Below are 21,748 nucleotides of genomic sequence, written 5' to 3' on the forward strand. Positions count from 1 at the left end.
TCAGAATGGGTATCTTAGCAAGAGTACGAAACTAAAATCGTTGTAACAATAGGTAAAAGCTATCACAGCGATTGGTATTTATCTCTTTATTCATTGCGTTTAAATACCTATGCTGTGCCGATACTTTTGAGACAAATGGTTAATCCATCCCTAATTAACAGGAGTAATTTATGGTTCTGGTAACTCGTCAAGCCCCTGATTTTACAGCAGCTGCTGTTCTTGGTAGCGGCGAAATCGTTGAAAACTTCAACCTGAAAAAACACCTGAACGGCCGCCCTGCCGTCCTGTTCTTCTGGCCAATGGACTTCACTTTCGTTTGTCCTTCAGAGTTGATCGCTTTCGACCACCGTTACGAAGAATTCCAGAAACGTGGCGTTGAAGTTGTTGGTGTTTCTTTCGACTCCGAGTTTGTACACAACGCATGGCGTAAAACTCCGGTTGATAAAGGCGGTATTGGTGAAGTTAAATACCCAATGGTTGCTGATATCAAACGCGAAATTCAGAAAGCCTACGGCATTGAGCACCCAGATGCTGGCGTTGCACTGCGTGGTTCTTTCCTGATCGACAAAAACGGTGTTGTTCGTCACCAAGTGGTTAACGACCTGCCACTGGGCCGTAACATTGACGAAATGCTGCGTATGGTTGATGCACTGCAATTCCACGAAGAACACGGCGACGTTTGCCCTGCACAGTGGGAAAAAGGTAAAGCAGGTATGGGCGCATCTCCAGATGGCGTTGCTAAATATCTGTCTGAAAACGCCTCTAAACTGTAATAATAGTTTATGCCACCCCTGATTGACTCGGGGGGTATCAAGCCAGTCAGTTCACACTGACTGGCTTTTTCTTATCTGCTTTATGGCAACATCTGCTCCATATCTGTGCATCTATTCCTGATTCGAGAATACCCAAAGCAGACAGCTTCAAGCACCCGCCGCAGAATTTATATAATAATCAGTTTTATTCCCAGCTGATCCAATTTAAGAATACATCAATATTTTCAATTGGTTATTTGCATTCACCTGAACTTCAACTGAGTAAAAATCACCCTGTCAATGTCAGTAAAACTTTCTCCCTCCCCTCCGGTTACCAATTAATTAGCAGCCATAAACATTAATTCTGCTATTAATTATTACTGGCGTGTGTTTTGCACACACCATAAGCAGCGCTTTTAAGCTGCCAGACAAAAATGACCGGGTAACCCCTGGCGGGCAAGAAATAACAGGAGTCAGAATGCATTTGCAAAAATGGAACAAACCCTTGGCTGCATTGGCTTTACTGGTCAGTGGAGCACTGCATGCGGCCTCAACACCCGCAGTGGAAGCGAAAAATGGCATGGTGGTGACATCCCAGTATCTGGCTTCACAGGTTGGGACTGACATCTTAAAAATGGGTGGGAATGCCATTGATGCTGCGGTGGCCGTGGGTTATGCCCAGGCGGTAGTGAACCCTTGCTGTGGCAATATTGGCGGTGGCGGTTTTATGACCATTCACCTCGCGGATGGGACGGATACATTCATAAACTTCCGTGAAACCGCCCCTGCCGCCGCCAGCGCCGATATGTATTTGGATAAAGAGGGTAAAGTCACTAAAGATGCCAGTCTGTATGGCTATCTGGCCGCGGGCGTGCCCGGCACAGTCTTGGGAATGGACAGCGCACAGAAGAAATACGGCAAATTAACTCGCCAACAGGTCATGGCTCCGGCAATCAAACTGGCACGGGAAGGATTTGTATTGACCCGCGCCGATACTGATATTTTGGACACAACGGTTAAGCGCTTCCGTCAAGATCCTGAATCGGCTCGTATTTTCCTACGAAAAGACGGTGAAGCTCTACAACCGGGTGACCGCCTGATTCAAGCTGATCTGGCTGATACTCTGACGGCTATCTCGGAGAAAGGGCCAGATGCTTTCTATCAGGGGAAAATACCGCAAGCAGTTGAAGCCGCAGCTAAAAAAGGCGGGGGTATTTTGACTGCTGCCGATTTTGCCAATTATAAAATCACAGAAACCGCCCCTATTACCTGTAGCTATCGTGGCTATAAATTCGTGTCGTCCCCTCCACCTAGCTCCGGCGGCGTGACCTTGTGCGAAACTTTAAATGTCCTTGAGGGCTATGACCTGAAGAGTATGGGTTTTAACTCTGCTGCTTACATCCATACACTGACAGAAGCTATGCGCCATGCCTATATGGATCGCAATACTTTCCTCGGTGATCCCGAGTTTGTTAAGAACCCGACTGATCGCCTGTTGAGTAAAAGTTATGCCGCTGATATTCGTAAACAAATCGTCGCCAACAAGGCCACGCCATCAGTAGAAGTTCAGCCGGGCATGCAACCGCATGAAAAACCTGAAACAACGCATTATTCCATTGTCGATCATGATGGCAATGCCGTCTCCACTACCTACACCGTGAATGGCCGCTTTGGCGCGGTAGTGATTGCACCCGGCACAGGCTTTTTCCTGAATGATGAAATGGATGATTTTACCGTCAAAGTCGGTGAGCAAAATCTGTATGGTTTGGTTCAGGGAGCCACCAACTCTATCGCCCCCGGTAAGCGCCCACTATCGTCTATGAGCCCGACATTAGTGACCAAAGACGGTAAGACATTTATGGTCTTAGGCTCACCGGGTGGCTCGCGGATTATCACCATTACCTTGCAAACTGCATTGAACGTCATTGACCACGGTATGGCACCACAAGAGGCCGTGGATGCGCCTCGCATTCATCATCAGTGGTTACCTGATGAAGTCTATTATGAACAGCGTGGTGTGTCCGCAGATAGCCTTAATCTACTGAAAAATATGGGATATAAAATGGTCGAGCAGAATCCATGGGGCGCTGCGGAGCTAATTTTGGTTGGTTTAGCGGGAGTTGAGGGCGTCAGCCCTGCTAACTCGGGTAATGATTCTGCGGTCTCAGGGAAAGTCCGCGAGGGCTATCTGTATGGGGCTAATGATGTTCGCCGCCCTGCGGGTGCGGCCATCGGCTACTGATAGCGATTGATTACCAATGCTATTCATCCCCCATCAATATATCGACGGGGGAATTTACTGGTTTATTTATGTCACCACGGCAATGTATGCCCTTGATAATCAATAAAGCCGTGACCGCCCTTACCGGAAGCGCGCTCAATTTGGTCGACAACCCCCTTCACACTGGTCGCAATCGTCAGTGGCGCAGCATCCCCACCCATATCCGTTTTTACCCAACCCGGATGAATGGATAATACCGTCAGTGACGGGTCGGCTACCTCAGCAACCAAATTGCGCGTCATCATATTCAATGCTGCTTTACTAGCTGAATACAAAGGCTTATGGCCGGAAGCATTATGCCCAAGACTCCCCAACTGCGAAGACATAAAGGCTAAGACACTGCGGTTTGGATTACGCTGTGCCAGCAGGTGCTGGGCAATACGAATCGGTGAAATCGCATTGGTTTGGAATAATTCGAGGATCTCCTCCGGTTTGGCATCAACCGCTGATTGATGTTTCGGCCCAGAGATACCGGCATTAATAAATATCAGATCAAAGACCTGCCCCTGCACCTGTGGTAAAAAGGCTTTAATACTTTCAGGCTGGTTAATATCCAATGTTAACCAATGGGCCGCATGTGCAGCGCTATCTTTTGCTACACCGCGAGTCGTCGCCGTCACTGACCATCCTCGGCGGTTAAGCTCATCAGCCAACCCCAGACCCAAGCCCCGAGAGGCCCCGATAATCAATGCCTGTCTTTTAGTTGTGCTCATCATATTTTCCCTTCGGTGGATTTACCTGACAACTGTCTATACCCGTCATATACATCATATCTCACCCAAAGAAAAAGCGGCGCTTAGCCGCTTTTAATATCTTTATCCTGCGGGGCCAACTCTTAAGTTAGCACTCACTATGGCTAATAACTAAGATTGACCACGCCACAATGTGACATTCTCGCCAGACAATTGCAGATTGATGCCCGCGTCAGTGATATTCAGCTCGGACGCCCCCTCCAAACGTTGCCATTGCGTAACATTCAGTAAAGGAGAAACCGGCAGGAAGACATCACTAGCATGATTGCGTTGTATGGCGACCATCACCCGTTCGCGCTGATAACTGCGAATAAAGACCAGAGAATCGCCATTGGCGTGAATAACCTGACAACCGCCGCGCCGCAATGCCAAACTCTTGTGCCGTAAGGCCGCCATGCGCTGACATAATTTCAGCAGATCGCTATCCCACTGCGCCTCATCCCAAGGGAAAGGTTTACGGCAGAATGGGTCATTACCACCATCCAAGCCGATTTCATCGCCATAAAACAAACACGGCACACCAATCCAGCTAAATAACCATATTAGCGCCATTTGCATTCGCGTTTTATCGCCATTCAGCAAAGTGATAAAACGGGCGGTATCATGGCTATCCAATTGATTAAATGAACGCAGCTGATGACCATGAGGCAATCCGGCACGATATTCATCCATCCAATAGGCACAATCCTCGGCGCTGAGTTTTATGGGATGATAGGCAACATCACAGCCCGCCAGGAAGCTGCGTACCGGCAAAGCAAATCCCATATAATTCATTGCCGCGTCTTCCACTCCGGCATGTAACCAATTTCGTGCATCGCCAAAGTGCTCGCCCAGAATATAAGCTTGAGGATTTTCCTCTTTCGCCGCCTGATAAATCCCCGCCAAATGGTGTAAATTCCCTTTCGCGCCGCCCTCTTCTCCCAGCATATGCACCACATCCAGCCGCCAGCCGTCGATACTGTAAGGCGGCTTCAACCAATGGCGCACCACACTGTCTTCGGCGCGATAAATTTGATTAACAACATCTTCATTAGCGAAGTTAAGTTTTAGTAAGCTGGCATGGCCTTTCCAATCCAGTGCCCGCCCATCGGGGAAGAAATTAAACCAGCCCCGATAAGGTGAGTCGGGGTGATGACAAGCGCCATTTTCCCCTTGCTGATGGCGATCAAACCAATGGTGGGAATCCCCGGTATGGTTAAACACGCCGTCGAGCACCAATTTGATACCGGCATCGCGAGTGGCGCTGCGTAGTTGTAGAAATGCGCTCTCGCCGCCCAAGTAGGGATCAACCTGATAATAATCTTGCGTATCGTATTTATGCACACTGGGCGCGGTGAAAATCGGGTTGAGATAGAGCGCGGTCACCCCTAATTGTTGTAAATAGGGGAGTTTTTGGCTGATACCGGCTAAATCACCGCCGTAGAATGTCGAGGCGGCATTCACATCATCCAGTGGCTGTTGCCAGTCACGGCGTGCTACCGGATGACCGGCGGCATGATGAATATAACTGCCATTTTGCACCCCATGCTCACCCTGGCTGCTGGCAAACCTGTCGGGGAAGATTTGATAAAAAATCTGGTCGGCCACCCAGTCTGGGCCGCTATCGGGTAACTCAATAGCAAACTGAGCCAATTGCGCCGGAGGAACGACTGAAAATCCTAATGGGCCGAACCACAGTTGATCATCATTCCACAACAGTTTGAAGCAATAACGCCGCGCGGGCTGGCCTTCATGTAACGGTAATTTCGCGCGATAACGCCAGAAACCATTGATCAGTTCGCCCTTCATACTGAGTAGCCATTCTTCATTATCTGGCTCACAGCGTAAGAAAACCTGTGCCGGTAAATTATCACCTTGTAGCCACTCTCCATGTAACCACAGTGTGATATGTAATGCATCGCCGCGCTGACGGACAAAAGGCGCGACCGGTAAATGCCAACCACTAAGCATAAAATTCTCCTGCTTTAACCAAAACGCTTGCTGTTAAGGCTATCTGGTGCAGACATTAACGCCGCGACACATTCACCTGTATATATAAATCACCTGTATAAATAAATCGGTATCAACAATGCCATGTTGTGAATATTTATCCCTCATCTATCAGCATAAATATTGAGGATGAGGGCGGGGGCGGAGAGAGCCAAATGAAAAATATCATTTTAAAAATAAAAAAGCCGGGACATTTCCCGGCTTGATTCTCGATATTGATTCAGTGTTACTCAGCGGTTTTCAGCGCCGCCGCTTTCTTCTTCTGATAGCTGACCTTAAAGTAATATCCCACCAGCAACAGGACAATCCACACCAGCCCGACATACAATGAGATGCGCGTTGCTGGGAACCAACCAATCAGCCCAATGATAAATACCAAGAAAATGATAGCCACCACCGAAGTAAAGGTGCCACCACGCAGCGGGAAATCCAGCGCCTTAATCTTTTCTTTGCTCAACGAGCGGCGGAAACCAATTTGGGAGAACAGGATCATAATCCACACCCAAACAGTCGCAAAAGTCGCGAGCGAAGCAATCACCAGGAACACATTTTCCGGCATAATGTAGTTGAGATAGACCGCCGTTAGCATCGCCCCCATCATCACTAACACCGTGACCCACGGCACTCCGCGTTTAGAAATGGCAGCAAAAGCTTTCGGCGCGTGGCCCTGCTCGGCCATTCCGTTAAGCATACGGCCCACCCCGAACACATCACTGTTAATGGCTGATAATGAGGCGGTAATCACCACAAAGTTCAGAATCCCAGCAGCAACCGTAATCCCCATGTGCTGGAAGGTCAGGACAAACGGACTGCCGTTAGTGCCGACTTGGTTCCACGGGTAAATAGACATGATGACAAACAAGGTGCCGACGTAGAACATCAAAATACGCCATGGCACTGAGTTGATGGCTTTCGGAATAGACTTTTTCGGGTCTTCTGCTTCACCGGCAGTAATACCGATAATCTCAATCCCACCATAAGCAAACATCACCAGTTGCAATGACAGAATCATGCCGACAAAACCGTTGCTGAAGAAGCCGCCGTTAGTCCATAAGTTATGAATACCGGTCGGCTGCCCGCCATTACCAATACCCCAAACAATGATACCAATACCCGCTAAAATCATGATGATGATAGTGGCAACTTTGAAGAATGAGAACCAGAACTCCAGTTCGCCGAACACCTTAACACTCATCATATTGACGGCACCAATGATGAGGACAACACTTAGCACCCATATCCAATGAGGCACATCCGGGAACCAGACCCCCATATAGATACCGAATGCGGTCACATCAGCAATCGCAACAATCAGAATCTCAAAACAATAAGTCCAGCCGGTGATATAGCCCGCCATTGGCCCAAGGTAATCTTGTGCATAACGTGAGAAAGAACTGGCTTGCGGATTATTGACTGACATCTCGCCCAATGCCCGCATGATGATAAATGCCACCACGCCACCAATCAGGTATGCCAATAATACGCTTGGCCCCGCCATTCTTATTGCATCAGCCGAACCATAGAATAAGCCGGTACCTATTGCTGACCCCAATGCCATAAAGCGGATGTGGCGTGTCGTCAGGCCGCGTTTCAGCTTATTTTTGACTGGTAATTCCATGAACTTTATCCCGTCTTTTTTCAGCAAAAAGCCACGGGGATGAGCCGTGGCTAAAAATATCCGATGACCGTGCCGTTATTGCTTAGCAGCAATTTCCTGGCGACAGCACAGGCGATCGTACAACCCAATGACGATGAATACCAGTAGGGATGGCGACAACCATGCCAGACCTTGCTCAGCTAACGGCAGATTTTGAGTCCATTCCGGTAGGTAATGTGCAAAAGTCGAGGCTTTTACCGCATCAAGGATACCGAACAGCAAGCTGACCAACATCACCGGAGCCACAATACGGGAAGCATTATGCCACCAGCGCAAAGTGAAACTCATCAATACCAATACAATGCAGGGTGGGTAAATTGCAGTCAGCACTGGAATGGAAATCTGAATCAGATGGCTTAGCCCCAGATTCGACACCATCATTGAGAAGATACCGAGGATAAACACCAATGCGCGATATGACAGCGGCAAGTACTGAGCAAAGAATTCAGCACAGGCGCAGGTCAGGCCCACCGCGGTCACTATACAGGCGATGAAAATCAATGCAGCCAGGAACACGCTGCCCAGACCACCAAAGGTGTGCTGAACATAGGCATGCAATACCACTGCCCCATTTTGGGCATCGGGTACCAAAGCACCGCTACTTGAACCCAGCTTAAACAAGCTCAGGTAGACCAACGTCAACCCGACACCGGCAATCAAACCCGCCCAAATGGTATAGCGCGTCAGCAATCCAGCAGAAACCACACCGCGTGACCGGGCAGCATTGACGATGACGATACCGAACACCAACGCGCCCAAGGTATCCATAGTCAGATAGCCATTAACGAAACCAGAAGAGAAAGCAGCATTCTGATAAGCATCAGTAGCGGGAATCAATGGGCCGGCGGGCCAAATCAAAGCTGCAATACCCAAAATAGCCAGCGCTAAAATTTTCAGTGGGGCCAGAATATGCCCGACCGTATCGAGCAAACGCCCCGGATACAAAGAAATCCCAATAACCAATGCGAAGTAAACCACACTGTAAATAAACAGCGGCAACGGGCCATCACCGGTTAAAGGCGCGATACCCACTTCGAAGGAAACAGTGGCAGTACGCGGAGTAGCAAACAGAGGGCCAACGGCCAGATAGCAGACGGTCGCCAGCACCAAACCAGCACCGCGGCCAATGGGAGAACTCAGAGCATCAATCCCTCCGCCCACTCGAGCCAGCGCGATGACGGTAATGACCGGCAATCCAACCGCGGTAATCAAGAAGCCCAGAGCGGCCCACCACACATGTTCACCCGACTGTAAACCGACCATCGGCGGGAAGATGATGTTGCCAGCTCCAACAAATAAGGCAAAGGTCATAAAACCTAATGCAATAATATCTTTAGATGATAAACGATGACTCATAGTGATGTGCGTTGCCTAGTTAAATGATCAAAAGAAAAAGTCCTTGAGTTGTGGTCTTTCCTACGTGATCGAAACGACACAAAGCTCTGATAAACGCAAACTCCGGCGGTTAATAAGCAATCTATTTCGTCAGTATGCAGTGTTTTTGGAGTTATTTGCAGGTGGAATAGGCCAACAACGGCGGTAAGTAGACCGTTTATAGCGGAGAAAGGCAAGTCAGGATCACAAAAGCAGAGTCTTCATCTATACAATTTATACAAACTAGTTAATCGTGCCAGATTTATAGAAATACACACCATATGATTTGTATCATTTATATCCAACCGTTAACAATTTATGGCCGATACACTCAAACAAACCCAGCTAATTTAATCGGCGAAACCCAGATCTTTTCGAGTGTGATTCAGGACATCTGGCGGCAAGGGTAAATAACCGTCATGGGTCACGCGCTTTTGCCCCTCTGGCGATAAAACGCGCTCAAGAAAGGCGGCAGTCAGCGGTTCTAGCGGCTGGCCCGGTACTTTATTGATATAAATATACAGATAGCGCGACAAGGGATAGCGGCCAGCTTTGACATTCTCGGCCGTCGGCATCACATAATCCTGACCATCCGCCGACAGTAACAGGGGTTTAACACCGCTGTTGCGAAAACCAATACTGGCATAACCCATTCCATTTAATGAACCGGCGACAGCTTGCACTACAGAAGCAGAACCAGGCAATTCATTGATATTGTTCGTAAAATCACCATCGCAAAGCACTCGCTGCTTGAAGAAACCATAGGTTCCTGAAGCTGAATTTCGGCTATAGCGCTGTAAAGTGCGCTCCGCCCACGGCCCTTTCAGGCCCAGTTCACCAAAGCGCTGGATCGGATGAGATTCTCCACAAAGGCGATTTTGCGAAAAAACAGCATCAAGCTGAGATAAAGTGATTTTACTCAGTGGATTATCCTGATGGACAAAAACCACTAAGGCATCCACTGCCACAGGGACAGCAAGCGGCGGATAGCCATAACGCTGGGTGAATGCGGCGATTTCAGCCGCTTTCATTGGGCGGCTCATCGGGCCGAGTTGAGTCGCCCCAGCCGCCAATGCTGCAGGAGCAGTAGAAGAACCTGCCGCCTGTATTTGCAAATTAACGCCGGGATAATGATGATTAAAATCATCTGCCCATAAAGACATCAAGTTCGCTAAGGTGTCTGAGCCGACACTGGAAAGATTGCCGGATAGGGTATGTGGTTTTGGCGATTGAATCTCTGTAGCAGGTGAAACCGCTACAGATTGTGCTAAAACGCCGTAGCTAAACCCGAACAGGGCATGCAACAGCGCCAGTTTTCCCCATCTCATCAGCTTGATGTCCATGCAGTCTTAGGATTTGACTGCATTCTCGGTTAAAACCGTCGGAACAATCAATCGATTCGGCAAGGTAAAAATAAATCTCGTCCCCAAACCGACTTCACTCATGACATCCAAACGTGCGTCATGGTGGCTCAGAGCATGCTTCACAATTGCCAGCCCTAATCCACTGCCCCCGGTTTGCCGAGAGCGGGCCTTATCCACCCGATAGAAGCGCTCAGTGAGGCGCGGCACATGCTCAGGGCTAATTCCCGGCCCATTGTCACTCACCTGAAATTGTGCGCCTTGCGCAGTTTTCTGCCAACACACTTCAATTTTAGTGCCATCAGGCGTGTGATTGACGGCGTTATAAACCAGATTAGACACCGCGCTGCGCAGTTGGTCTTCGTTACCAAATACTTTCAGTTGATCATTAACCCGGAAAGTAATTTCATGACGCCCACCACTCAGCGCTTGCACTTCATGCTGTAATATCTTCAGCATTCGTGGAATATCAACCTGCTCATTCAGATCTACATTAGGAGCGGCTTCAATGCGCGACAACGTCAATAATTGTTTGACCAACCCATCCATTCTCTTGGTCTGTTCCTGCATCGTTCCCAATGCTTTATCCCGCAATGGCCCCGCCAATTCTTGGTCGTGCATCATTTCCAGATACCCCTGTAACACCGTCAGGGGGGTGCGCAGTTCGTGGCTGACATTAGCAAAGAAATTACGCCGCGCCCCTTCTAACTGACGCATTTGGGTAACATCACGGGCCACCATCAATAATTGCCCTTCTGAATAAGGCATCACCCGGAACTCAACGTAATAGCCATTATTGAGTTGCAAGGTGAGTGGGCGGGAAAATTCTTGCTGTTGTAAATACTGGCTGAATTCGGGATAACGCAGCAAGTTGAGAATATGCTGACCATTATCCTCCGGCCAGCGGAACCCCAGTAATTGCTGAGCCAGACCGTTACACCAGAAAATATTGCCGTCAATGGTGGTCATCACCACAGCATCGGGTAAAGATTCAGCGCCACTGCGGAACCGTTTGATAAGTAAGGCTAATTCACGCCGACGCCGCCGATTTCGCAGTTGCATCTGATATAAGCCATAAAATAAAGGTTCCCAACTCCAACGCCCTGAAGGCGGAGTCATGCTGCGGTCTAACCACAGCCAGTGAGATAATTTGAGTTGGTTATAGAAATTCCAGACCAGCGCCGCAACCACTGAGACGAGTAATAGCCAAGGAAGATACCCGATAAAGGCACCTAGCAGTAATGCGGGCAAACAAAAAAGAGCCAGCTCTAAAGCCAGCGTTTTCCATGATAAACGTTCTAACACAACGAATTCTCCGGCACTGAAAACTCAGTAGCGCGTTGAGAAGCGGTACCCGGTTCCCCGGACAGTTTGTACCATTTTGTCATGGCCATCAGTTTCAAGCGCCTTGCGTAGCCGACGAATATGCACGTCAACGGTGCGATCTTCTACATAAACGTTAGTGCCCCAGACATAATTAAGCAACTGTTCACGGCTATAAACTCGCTCTGGATGGGTCATAAAGAAATGCAATAATTTAAACTCGGTCGGCCCCATATCCAGTGCTTGCTCATTGGCCATAACCCGATGTGAAGAGGGGTCAAGACTCAGTCCTTGCATTTCAATCACTTCTTCCACCGCCATTGGCGATATCCGGCGCATGACTGCTTTAATCCGCGCCACCAGCTCTTTGGGTGAAAAAGGCTTGGTAATATAATCATCAGCGCCCACTTCTAAACCGCGAACTCTGTCTTCTTCTTCACCACGGGCGGTCAGCATCATCACGGGAATATCTCGGGTCAATGCTTCGCGTTTCATATGCTTAATAAACTGAATCCCCGACCCCCCTGGTAACATCCAATCCAGCAACACTAAATCAGGGTAAGGCTCAGATAATCGAGTTACTGCGCTGTCATAATCCTCGGCTTCTAACGGTTGGTAGCCATTTTGCTCCAACACAAAGCACACCATCTCACGGATTGGAGCTTCATCCTCCACTACCAGTATGCGTCTTGCCATCATCAACCCTGCCAGTAAGTTAGTGGTCACTATTTGATTTCGGGAGCCATTATGCGTCAGTTTTGTGACATTTTTATGAAAAACATCGCGCTCTTGCAAGCAATAAGCATAGTGATAAATTTTATGATAATTGCAAAATGCAGCACTCAAGTTTGCGAAGCGTCTCGGAGATTTCATTCACACTGTTTTTTTAGCCGCGACATCCGGCGGGCAGTGTTTATAATCAGCGCCAATATCTTTGGAAAACAACCTGCCCTAGCGGGAGATTTATGCGCATTATTCATACCTCTGATTGGCATTTAGGCCAGCATTTCTTCACCAAAAGCCGTGCGGCTGAACATCAAGCATTTCTGCACTGGCTCATTGAACAGATCAAAGAAAATCAGGTAGATGCGCTGATTATAGCCGGTGATATCTTTGATACTGGCTCCCCACCCAGCTATGCCCGAGAGCTGTATAATCGCTTCGTGGTCGAGCTTCAATCAACAAATTGCCAGTTAATTGTTTTGGGGGGGAATCATGATTCAGTCTCAACGCTGAATGAATCTCGGGGTTTGCTTTCTTATCTGAATACCACGGTCATATCCTGCGCCAGCAGTGATTTAGCCCAGCAAGTTATTATTTTGAAAAACCGTCAGGAGCAACCTGCGGCCATACTGTGCGCCATCCCCTTTTTGCGCCCACGCGATTTAGTCACCAGTCAGGCTGGCGAATCCGGCGGACAAAAGCAACTGGCATTACAAGAAGCCATTGCGGCCCACTATCAAGCGCTCTATCAGCGGGCCGTTGAGTTGCGCGCTGAGCTTGGCCTGCCCTTACCTATTATTGCCACTGGGCATTTAACCACGGTGGGGGTTACCACCACAGACTCGGTTCGAGATATTTACATCGGCACATTAGACGCTTTCCCAGCCCAAGCTTTCCCCCCGGCGGATTATATTGCTCTGGGCCATATTCACCGTGCTCAGCAAGTCGCTAAAACCGAGCATATTCGCTACAGCGGCTCGCCAATTGCCTTGAGTTTTGATGAATTGAGCAAAGAGAAAAGTGTTTATTTGGTGGAGTTTGCCCAGCAAGCATTAGCATCAGTGACCCCGCTATTCATCCCACAATTTCAGCCGATGCAGTTAATCAAAGGCGATTTAACACAAATAGAGCAACAGCTGGCTGCATTTTCTGGCCATCAGGGGTTACCGGTATGGCTGGATATTGAAGTCGCCACAAAAGACTATCTCACTGATATTCAAAGGCGAATTCAAGCACTAGCCGCAGAACTTCCGGTGGAAGTGGTATTATTGCGCCGCAGTAAAGAACTGCGTCATAACAGCATTGAGCGGCAGGAAAAGGAAACACTCAATGAGTTGAGTGTCACTGATGTATTTGAACGCCGGCTGGCGCTGGAGGCGGATTTAGCCGAACCTCGTCAGGAACGCATGCGCCAAATGTTCAATCAGGTGGTTGAGGATATATCGCAAGGTAAAGATGCCGCAGAGGAGCAACCAGCATGAGAATTTTGAGCCTGCGTCTGAAAAACATTAATTCTCTACAGGGCGAATGGAAGATTGATTTCACTGCCGAGCCTTTTGCCAGCAATGGGTTATTCGCAATCACCGGCCCGACAGGCGCCGGTAAAACCACCCTCCTCGATGCTATTTGTCTCGCGCTATACCACCAAACTCCGCGTTTGACTGTCTCACCGGGCCAAAATGAGCTGATGACCCGCCATACTGCGGAGTCGCTAGCTGAAGTTGAATTTGAGGTAAAAGGCACGCGTTATCGGGCATTTTGGAGTCAGCGCCGTGCTAAAAATAGCCCGGAAGGGAATCTGCAAGCCCCCAAAGTTGAGCTGGCACTGTGCGAGAATGGCAAAATTCTGGCCGATAAAGTGCGCGATAAACTGGATATGGTGGCGGCAATCACCGGGCTGGATTTTGGTCGTTTTACTAAATCCATGATGCTGTCGCAGGGGCAATTTGCCGCTTTTCTCAATGCCGATGCCAATGACCGTGCTGAATTATTGGAAGAATTAACCGGCACCGACATCTATGGGCGGCTATCTGAACATGTATTTGAACAACATAAGTTGGCCAAGACTGCGCTGGACGCATTGCACCAACGCGCCAATGGTATTGAACTGCTAAATGAAGAGCAGCGTTTAGCCCTGGCAAAACAATTAAACTCGCTCGAAGAACAAGAAAAGCAGCTTTCCTCAGAACAGCGGGTGAATCAAAACCAAATAAATTGGCTCACCAGTTGGCAGCAGCAGCAAAAAAATGCATTGGAATATCAACAACAACAGAAGCTTATTGAGCAAGAATATCAACAGGCGCAGCCCGAACTGCAACGGTTGGCCCGCAGTGAGCCGGCAGAAAAGCTGCGCCCCCTGTTGCGCGAGCGCTCGCGCAGCCTACAGGATTTGCAACAAATACAACTGCGCATCACTACATTAACCGGGCAACAGCAACAACTTCAGACGCAACTCACACCACTGACTCAGGCGCTGGAGCAAGCCAATCTTGCTCGCCAACAACAAGCCGCCCAGCAGCATGAACAAGAAACACTGATCGAGCAAAAGGTCGTTCCGCTAGATAATCTTATTGCTCAGCAGCAACACTCATTAATGCTGCTTGGCACGCAATTACAACAGTTACAAACTAAAGAGCAGCAAGGCAAACAGCAGCTTGAGCTGAACGAACAGCAGCTAAAGCAAACCCAGCAGCGCCTACAACAACTGACTGAGTACAGCCAGCAATATGCCCACCATCAGCACTGGGAAAAGAACTTGCCTTTATGGCGTGAACAGTTCCGTCAATTACACATACAGCAACAACAAGCGGTTGACAGTGAGCAGCAGTTACAGCAACAGGTTGCATTAATCACGACCTTACAGCAGCAAATTGACACACTGAATAAACAAGATAAACAGCAGCAAGCGGCATTAGTGCAAGCCCACTTACAGACAAGTAGCATTCAGCAACAATTGACCGCACTTGAGCAACTGCAACCCTCGGCACAGCTACGCCAACAACTGTTCGAACTCCAGCAACAACGGCCAGTGCGGCAACAATTAGCGGCATTATCACCATTGGTGCAGCAAGTTCAGGCCCAGCATGATAAACAACAACAGCAAGCAGTCAGCCAGCAACAACAACTCATACTACTCGAGCAGCAATTGGCCGAGAAACGTCAGTTATATAAACAACAAAAACAACATCTGACGACTCTGGAAACTTTGCTGGAACGCGAAAAACACATAGTCAGCTTAGAGGCAGAAAGAACCAAACTGCAACCGGGAGAAGCATGCCCGCTATGTGGTGCATTGGATCACCCAGCCATTACGGAGTATCAGGCGGTAAAGCCCTCAGAGACAGCTATCCGTGTTGAGGAACAGCGCCTACAGGTTGAGCGGCTATCAACTGAAGGTTCCGAACTCAATGCCCAGACTCAAAGCTTGCTTCAGCAGCTCAAACATCTGGAACAAGAGTTACAGCACAGCAATCAGCAGTTGGCAGATTACCAACAGCAATGGCAAACACTGACCCAGCCATTAGCCCTGAGCTTTGCTTTAAATGAACCGGCGACCTTAATAATCTGGCTCGAGCAACAGGAACAATCAGAGCAAAACTGTCAGCTAAAACTGGCTGAATATGAGCAGCTGAATCAGCAATATCAACAGGCCAAAGATATTCTGACTCAAGCAGAACAGAAGCAACAAAAACATCAGCAGCAATTGGCATTAATTGCTCAACGCCAACAAGATACGCAAGAATCCCAGCAAAAATTGCTTACACATCATCAGCATCAACTCGCTGAGTTAGCAAAAGTGCATCAAAACTTCAGCCATGCGCTGGCTGAGCTATCACTCTCATTGCCTGAAGCAGATCAACAACAAAGTTGGCTTTCATCACGGGAAGAAGAGAATCAACGCTGGCACCAATATCAGCAAGAACAACAACAGCTGGCGCTGGGGCAAAAAGCACTGGAAACGCAGATTGAAAATGAGCGTCGCCATTTACAAGAATGCCGAGAACAATTATCTCTGCTGACTCAACAACATCAACAAACTGAAGCCCTGTTACAACAACAAAAGCAACAGCGCCAGGCTCTGTTTGGTGACGGCAATGTTATTGAGGTACGTCAGTTATTACGCCAACAACAGCAACAAACGGAGCAGGAGCTGCAAAATGCAGCACAAACCCTGCAACAAGCGCAATCTCAACTTAATTTACTCTCTGGTGAGCTCGCAGGTCTGGAACAGCAACAGCACCAATATCAGCAGCGCGCGGCGGCGGCTCAAGCGGAATTACAACAAACACTGACAAGCAGTGAATTCGACGATGAGGCCGCCTTAACCGCCGCTCTGCTGAGTGAAGAGGAAAGGCAACGTTTGCAACAATTGAAACAACAATTGAGCGAGCGGCAACAACAAGCACACATCCGCCAGCAGCAAGCCAGTGAGGCAATGGATCAACTTATACAATCCTGCCCAGTGGGGGTCAGCCAAGCATCTGAATTGGTTGTATTACAACAGCGGTCAGAGCAATTACTCGCCCAACTAAAAACCAATACATTACAGCAAGGCGAATTACGCAATCAGTTAGAAAGCGATACTGTTCGGCGTAGCAACCAACATGCGCTGTTTGAGCAAATTGAACATAGCCAGCAGCAATATGATGACTGGAGCTATCTCAATCATTTAATAGGCTCCAAAGAGGGTGATAAATTCCGCAAATTTGCACAAGGTTTAACCCTCGACCATTTAGTTTATCTGGCAAATAATCAGCTCAGTCGGCTGCATGGACGCTACCAATTACAGCGTAAAACCAGTGATGCTCTGGAGCTGCTAGTGGTGGATACTTGGCAAGCGGATGCTATGCGTGACACTCGCACATTGTCAGGGGGAGAAAGCTTCCTGGTGAGTTTAGCGCTGGCTTTGGCGCTATCAGATCTGGTCAGCCACAAAACCAGTATTGACTCACTGTTCCTCGATGAAGGATTTGGCACGCTGGACGCAGAAACACTGGATACTGCGCTCGATGCCCTTGATAGCCTGAATGCATCTGGTAAAACCATTGGTGTTATCAGCCATGTTGAGGCTATGAAAGACAGAATCCCGGTGCAAATTAAGGTTAAAAAAGTCAATGGATTGGGGGTTAGCCGGTTAGATAATGTCTTCCGAGTCAATCAAGACTGAATATAGGCCGTCCAGAATGAGGTGCATGAGCGCTGCTAACAACGCTGTAGCGTCAAGGCCGAATGTTATTACCCAAAGACATTGGCGTTACAGCTAGGCGGCAAGTGAGTAAATCCCGATGAGCTTACTCAAGTAAGTGATTCGGGTGCATGAGCGCTGCTAACAACGCTGTTGCGTCAAGGCCGAAGGTATTACCCAAAGTCATTGGCGTTACAGCTAGGCGGCAAGTGAATAAATCCCGATGAGCTTACTCAAGTAAGTGATTCGGGTGCATGAACGCTGCTAACAACGCTGTAGCGTCAAGGCCGAAGGTATTACCCAAAGTCATTGGCGTTATAGCTAGGCGGCAAGTGAATAAATCCCGATGAGCTTACTCAAGTAAGTGATTCGGGTGCATGAGCGCTGCTAACAACGCTGTAGCGTCAAGGCCGAAGTTATTACCCAAAGACATTGGCGTTACAGCTAGGCGGCAAGTGAATAAATCCCGATGAGCTTACTCAAGTAAGTGATTCGGGTGCATGAGCGCTGCTAACAACGCTGTAGCGTCAAGGCCGAATGTTATTACCCAAAGACATTGGCGTTACAGCTAGGCGGCAAGTGAATAAATCCCGATGAGCTTACTCAAGTAAGTGATTCGGGTGCATGAGCGCTGCTAACAACGCTGTAGCGTCAAGGCCGAAGGGTAGGCCACAACCAGGCGGCACCCCGCACCCCACTAGAATCCCCATGCAAAGCTTTACGGATTGGGGTTTCGCACTCGCCACCAAATACCCAAGGGCTGATTAAGGTAGGTAATGTTTTATACAGGCGGTCAACATTACTCATTCCCCCGCCTAACACGATGATATCAGGGTCAAACAGGTTAATGACATGAGCTAATGACTTAGCCAAACGTCTCTCGTAGTTAACCATTACCTGTTCAGCCAGCACATCACCTTGTTCAACCAACTCCATGATTTCATGCCCCTTGAGCGGCTGCCCGCTCAAACGAAAATAATCAGTGGCAAAGCCAGTGCCGGAAACAAAAGTCTCGATACAGCCTTTTTTCCCGCAATAACAAGCAACTTCCTGCTGATACTGCCGCTCTTCATCATCTTGCCAGGGTAGCGGATTATGTCCCCATTCACCGGCAATACCATTACCGCCAGCATGTACACACCCGTTAATGGCAACACCTGAGCCACAACCAGTCCCAATAATGACCCCGAATACCAGGTGCTTTCCGGCTCCCGCGCCATCAGTTGCTTCAGAAACAGCAAAACAGTTGGCATCATTAGCCAAATGCACCTGACGGGAGAGTAACGTTGACAAGTCTTTATCTAACTCTTGTCCATTTAGCCAAACAGAATTGGCATTTTTTACCTTGCCAGTGAAAGGAGATAACGTGCCCGGGATACCGACACCAACACTGCCCTGCTCCCCAGTAGCTTCTTCTGCATCAGAGACTAACGCCGCGATCGCCTGCAAAGTTTTTTGATAATCATGGCGCGGGGTAGAAACCCGTTTACGGAAAAGCTCCTGCCCATTATTGGCTAAAGCAATGACTTCTATTTTGGTACCACCCAGATCTATACCAATGCGCATAGCGCCTTACCTCATCGACAAGATTGTTTGTTGTTTATGGCAACTGATTTTAACGATAAACATCCTTCGATATACCAAGACAATGACAATAATAAAAACCTTATTCTTACAGTTTGTGACCGTGCGCTGTAACGCCACAATATTTGTCACTCACTATTGGGTATTTGATGGTGATTGAATCCCAGCAAAGAGGAATAGGGTTATACAAATTGCGAGCTGGCTCTGTTTTTTTCTTATTCTTTTTACTAGGGACAGGCGCGTCAATTCGTTATCATGCCGCACTGCGTCTGATTAACTCGCGCGCTTAAAGCGCGCCCGAGCCAGGGATAACACTATGTTGTGGTTTAAGAATTTAATGGTTTACCGTTTAAGCCGGGAAGTTTCTCTATCTGCGGATGAAATGGAGAAACAGTTAAGCGCCCTCAGTTTCACCCCCTGCGGCAGTCAGGATATGGCAAAAACCGGTTGGGTATCACCGATGGGTTCACATAGCGATGCATTAACCCATACGGTTAATGGTCAAATCGTCATTTGTGCGCGAAAAGAAGAGAAAATATTGCCATCGCCGGTGATTAAACAAGAGTTACAAGCCAAAATTGAACGCCTCGAAGGTGAACAACATCGCAAACTGAAAAAAACTGAAAAAGACTCATTAAAAGATGAAGTTCTGCACAGTTTATTGCCGCGTGCATTCAGTCGCTTTAACCAAACCTTCTTGTGGATTGATACCGTCAATGATTTGATTATGGTCGATGCCGCCAGTGCAAAACGCGCTGAAGATACCCTGGCATTGCTACGAAAAAGCTTGGGTTCCTTGCCGGTGGTGCCACTGACATTAGAAAATCCGATTGAGCTGACCTTAACTGAGTGGGTTCGTAGCAAAGAATTACCTGCTGGCTTTGCACTGATGGATGAAGCTGAACTGAAAGCCATTTTAGAAGATGGCGGCGTGATTCGCTGTAAGAAACAGGATTTATTCAGTGATGAAATTGCGGTGCATATTGAAGCCGGTAAGCTAGTCACTAAGTTGGCCCTGGACTGGCAAGAGCGTGTTCAGCTAGTTCTGTCCGATGACGGCTCGCTGAAACGCCTAAAATTCTCTGACACCCTGCGTGAGCAGAATGAAGATATCGATCGGGAAGATTTTGCACAACGTTTTGATGCCGATTTTATTCTGATGACCAGCGAGTTGGCTGCTCTGATTAAAAATCTGATTGAAGCCTTGGGTGGCGAAGCTCAGCACTAATATTGGCTGGCATTGATAACGAAAAATATCGCCCTCTCCATATTTGAGAGGGCAAGTTCGATGAGTAAACTAGCTCAAATATTTACATAAATATGAAGATGCTTCAGCAACTTGCAAGTTAAACTCACTTTCCGCTGGGATATAGAAAGTCTCACCTGGTTTGAAAACTTCCCAGCCTGATGAGCCAGGAATCAGCACTTTTAAGCTACCGGTAATCACTGTCATTTCTTCCGCTTTCGCTGTACTGAAAGTGTACTCGCCCTTTTCCATCACCCCAACACTAGCTGGCCCAATACTGTCACTGTCAAAACCAATAGATTTCACTTTCCCGGTAAAATACTCATTAAATTTCAGCATAGTTTTGCACCCGCGTCTTAATCAAGATTGAGCTTTCATATTAGGGTCACTATAAATGTTCTGTCACTGATTATTATGAGGAAATGCGATCATAACCGAATTCACTGCTATGGTTGCGGATAAAGCATACAATTTTGCCTCCGTCGGCCCTATCTCCACCGGTAAAAAGTTGCTATTCGGCTAAAATGCAGGAAGCGACAAATCCCTTCACCGCACAAGGTGAAAGTTGATAAGTCGAAAATGAAGAAATATTAGAGATTGCGTAGAATGTACAGCGCCAGCGAAGTTTCAAAAACAACAATCAATATTGACCAGAATGCTGGCATAAAATTGGTATGTTGCTGGATAAACGATTTGAAGGTTTTCATCGGCCCGCCTTGGTGGCCTTGCCTTAAGTGGCATTAATTGACGCAAATAATTTACGTCGAAATGATTACGCAGGTGATAATTGTACGCTTCGTATAATTAACAGGCAATCAGATAGGCGGGCAATTCTTGCTATAAGTTAGAAATAGCAAATTTTACAAATTTAGTTAAAGGCCTATTGGGCCGTCTGACAACTTCACCTTTTCATTGGCCAAAATCTGCAAAATATGTTCAACGACCTCTTCAGGGGATTGAGTAGCATCTAGCACATGGTGAGCAACCTCCTGATATAACGGCTCCCGACTGGCCAGGACATCCCGCATTTCCTCAACTATTGGCTTACCCGTCAGACTTGGCCGTTGGGCATCCTCTGGATCTTCCGCCAGACGTTCTGCCAGTACATTGGCTGATGCTCGCAAATAAATAACCGCCCCTTGTTGGCGCATAAATGTACGGTTATCAAGAGATAACACCACGCCTCCTCCAGTAGCAACCACCGTTTTAGGCGCAGTTACGGTCTGTAGGGCTATGCTTTCTCGCAGACGGAAACCATCCCACCCCTCGCGGGCGACTATTTCGGCCACGCTCGATTGCAAAGTTTGCTGCATAAATAAATCTGTATCGATAAAACGGTATCCCAACGCCTGCGACAACGCTTTCCCTATTGTTGTTTTACCTGCACCGCGCGCGCCGACCAAAAAGATAGTCTGTGTCATTACTTGAAAGTCCTTTCGTATCCACTTTTGAGGATAAATTCTCGACATCAAAAAACCGGCCACTTTGGTTGACCGGTAAAACTGGATAACACTCAGCCGT

At 48.0% G+C, this 21,748-nt stretch carries 15 protein-coding genes; 5 read left to right on the forward strand and 10 right to left on the reverse strand.

Annotated elements, in window-relative coordinates; genetic code table 11:
* Positions 1-170 precede the first annotated feature (170 nt).
* Both OP863_RS14550 and ggt read left to right on the forward strand, forming a co-directional pair.
* Complete coding sequence (locus OP863_RS14550) at positions 171-773, forward strand: peroxiredoxin C (protein WP_004707520.1); 603 nt, start codon at positions 171-173, stop codon at positions 771-773.
* A 457-nt stretch (positions 774-1,230) separates the two neighbouring features.
* On the forward strand, positions 1,231-2,994 hold the full coding sequence (ggt, locus tag OP863_RS14555) for a gamma-glutamyltransferase (protein ID WP_265525456.1): 1,764 nt from the start codon (positions 1,231-1,233) through the stop codon (positions 2,992-2,994).
* A gap of 71 nt (positions 2,995-3,065) precedes the next feature.
* Here ggt and OP863_RS14560 read toward each other — a convergent pair whose 3' ends face one another.
* From OP863_RS14560 to phoB, 7 genes are all read right to left on the reverse strand, one after another.
* A complete protein-coding gene (locus tag OP863_RS14560) occupies positions 3,066-3,746 on the reverse strand; it encodes an SDR family oxidoreductase (protein WP_038631452.1) in 681 nt (226 codons plus the stop codon).
* A gap of 150 nt (positions 3,747-3,896) precedes the next feature.
* On the reverse strand, positions 3,897-5,735 hold the full coding sequence (malZ, locus tag OP863_RS14565) for a maltodextrin glucosidase (protein ID WP_038631450.1): 1,839 nt from the start codon (positions 5,733-5,735) through the stop codon (positions 3,897-3,899).
* 265 nt (positions 5,736-6,000) lie between these two features.
* Complete coding sequence (proY, locus tag OP863_RS14570; RefSeq protein ID WP_038631448.1) at positions 6,001-7,392, reverse strand: proline-specific permease ProY; 1,392 nt, start codon at positions 7,390-7,392, stop codon at positions 6,001-6,003.
* Positions 7,393-7,467: 75 nt separating this feature from the next.
* Entirely contained in the window at positions 7,468-8,787 is a 1,320-nt protein-coding gene (brnQ, locus tag OP863_RS14575; RefSeq protein WP_038631446.1) for a branched-chain amino acid transport system II carrier protein, read from the reverse strand.
* 368 nt (positions 8,788-9,155) lie between these two features.
* The gene (locus OP863_RS14580; protein WP_120011412.1) at positions 9,156-10,133 is read right to left on the reverse strand and encodes a PstS family phosphate ABC transporter substrate-binding protein; all 978 of its coding nucleotides are present in this window, start codon (positions 10,131-10,133) and stop codon (positions 9,156-9,158) included.
* Between the two features lie 21 nt (positions 10,134-10,154).
* Positions 10,155-11,471, reverse strand: coding sequence for a phosphate regulon sensor histidine kinase PhoR (phoR, locus tag OP863_RS14585; protein WP_038631442.1), 1,317 nt, complete (start codon positions 11,469-11,471; stop codon positions 10,155-10,157).
* Positions 11,472-11,495: 24 nt separating this feature from the next.
* Complete coding sequence (phoB, locus tag OP863_RS14590; RefSeq protein ID WP_038639373.1) at positions 11,496-12,185, reverse strand: phosphate response regulator transcription factor PhoB; 690 nt, start codon at positions 12,183-12,185, stop codon at positions 11,496-11,498.
* A gap of 269 nt (positions 12,186-12,454) precedes the next feature.
* On the opposite strand from phoB, the gene sbcD reads away from it, so the two are divergent.
* On the forward strand, positions 12,455-13,693 hold the full coding sequence (sbcD, locus tag OP863_RS14595; protein ID WP_038631440.1) for an exonuclease subunit SbcD: 1,239 nt from the start codon (positions 12,455-12,457) through the stop codon (positions 13,691-13,693).
* Entirely contained in the window at positions 13,690-17,379 is a 3,690-nt protein-coding gene (locus OP863_RS14600) for an AAA family ATPase (protein ID WP_265525457.1), read from the forward strand. The genes sbcD and OP863_RS14600 overlap by 4 nt, the downstream gene beginning before the upstream one ends.
* 669 nt (positions 17,380-18,048) lie before the next feature.
* Here OP863_RS14600 and mak read toward each other — a convergent pair.
* Complete coding sequence (gene mak / locus OP863_RS14605) at positions 18,049-18,963, reverse strand: fructokinase (RefSeq protein WP_038631436.1); 915 nt, start codon at positions 18,961-18,963, stop codon at positions 18,049-18,051.
* 334 nt (positions 18,964-19,297) lie between these two features.
* Here mak and rdgC point away from each other — a divergent pair, with 334 nt between their 5' ends.
* On the forward strand, positions 19,298-20,209 hold the full coding sequence (gene rdgC / locus OP863_RS14610; protein ID WP_004392281.1) for a recombination-associated protein RdgC: 912 nt from the start codon (positions 19,298-19,300) through the stop codon (positions 20,207-20,209).
* A gap of 69 nt (positions 20,210-20,278) precedes the next feature.
* Here the strand turns inward: rdgC and ppnP are convergent, their stop codons facing one another.
* Both ppnP and aroL read right to left on the reverse strand, forming a co-directional pair.
* Positions 20,279-20,566 (reverse strand): pyrimidine/purine nucleoside phosphorylase, encoded by a 288-nt coding sequence (gene ppnP, locus OP863_RS14615; protein ID WP_004392282.1) that lies wholly within the window; start codon positions 20,564-20,566, stop codon positions 20,279-20,281.
* A 533-nt stretch (positions 20,567-21,099) separates the two neighbouring features.
* On the reverse strand, positions 21,100-21,648 hold the full coding sequence (aroL, locus tag OP863_RS14620; protein ID WP_038631434.1) for a shikimate kinase AroL: 549 nt from the start codon (positions 21,646-21,648) through the stop codon (positions 21,100-21,102).
* Between the last annotated feature and the right edge of the window lie 100 nt (positions 21,649-21,748).

Origin of the sequence: Yersinia sp. SCPM-O-B-9106 (C-191), assembly GCF_026183365.1 — a bacterium.
Classification (GTDB): domain Bacteria; phylum Pseudomonadota; class Gammaproteobacteria; order Enterobacterales; family Enterobacteriaceae; genus Yersinia; species Yersinia rochesterensis.

Excerpts from the sequence above, each read along its gene's own strand:
- OP863_RS14600 (WP_265525457.1), top strand. The coding sequence starts at position 13,690 with ATGAGAATTTTGAGCCTGCGTCTGAAAAACATTAATTCTCTACAGGGC.
- OP863_RS14580 (WP_120011412.1), bottom strand. The coding sequence starts at position 10,133 with ATGAGATGGGGAAAACTGGCGCTGTTGCATGCCCTGTTCGGGTTTAGC.
- rdgC (WP_004392281.1), top strand. The coding sequence starts at position 19,298 with ATGTTGTGGTTTAAGAATTTAATGGTTTACCGTTTAAGCCGGGAAGTT.
- brnQ (WP_038631446.1), bottom strand. The coding sequence starts at position 8,787 with ATGAGTCATCGTTTATCATCTAAAGATATTATTGCATTAGGTTTTATG.
- OP863_RS14550 (WP_004707520.1), top strand. The coding sequence starts at position 171 with ATGGTTCTGGTAACTCGTCAAGCCCCTGATTTTACAGCAGCTGCTGTT.
- proY (WP_038631448.1), bottom strand. The coding sequence starts at position 7,392 with ATGGAATTACCAGTCAAAAATAAGCTGAAACGCGGCCTGACGACACGC.
- ggt (WP_265525456.1), top strand. The coding sequence starts at position 1,231 with ATGCATTTGCAAAAATGGAACAAACCCTTGGCTGCATTGGCTTTACTG.
- ppnP (WP_004392282.1), bottom strand. The coding sequence starts at position 20,566 with ATGCTGAAATTTAATGAGTATTTTACCGGGAAAGTGAAATCTATTGGT.
- phoB (WP_038639373.1), bottom strand. The coding sequence starts at position 12,185 with ATGGCAAGACGCATACTGGTAGTGGAGGATGAAGCTCCAATCCGTGAG.
- aroL (WP_038631434.1), bottom strand. The coding sequence starts at position 21,648 with ATGACACAGACTATCTTTTTGGTCGGCGCGCGCGGTGCAGGTAAAACA.
- mak (WP_038631436.1), bottom strand. The coding sequence starts at position 18,963 with ATGCGCATTGGTATAGATCTGGGTGGTACCAAAATAGAAGTCATTGCT.
- malZ (WP_038631450.1), bottom strand. The coding sequence starts at position 5,735 with ATGCTTAGTGGTTGGCATTTACCGGTCGCGCCTTTTGTCCGTCAGCGC.
- sbcD (WP_038631440.1), top strand. The coding sequence starts at position 12,455 with ATGCGCATTATTCATACCTCTGATTGGCATTTAGGCCAGCATTTCTTC.
- OP863_RS14560 (WP_038631452.1), bottom strand. The coding sequence starts at position 3,746 with ATGAGCACAACTAAAAGACAGGCATTGATTATCGGGGCCTCTCGGGGC.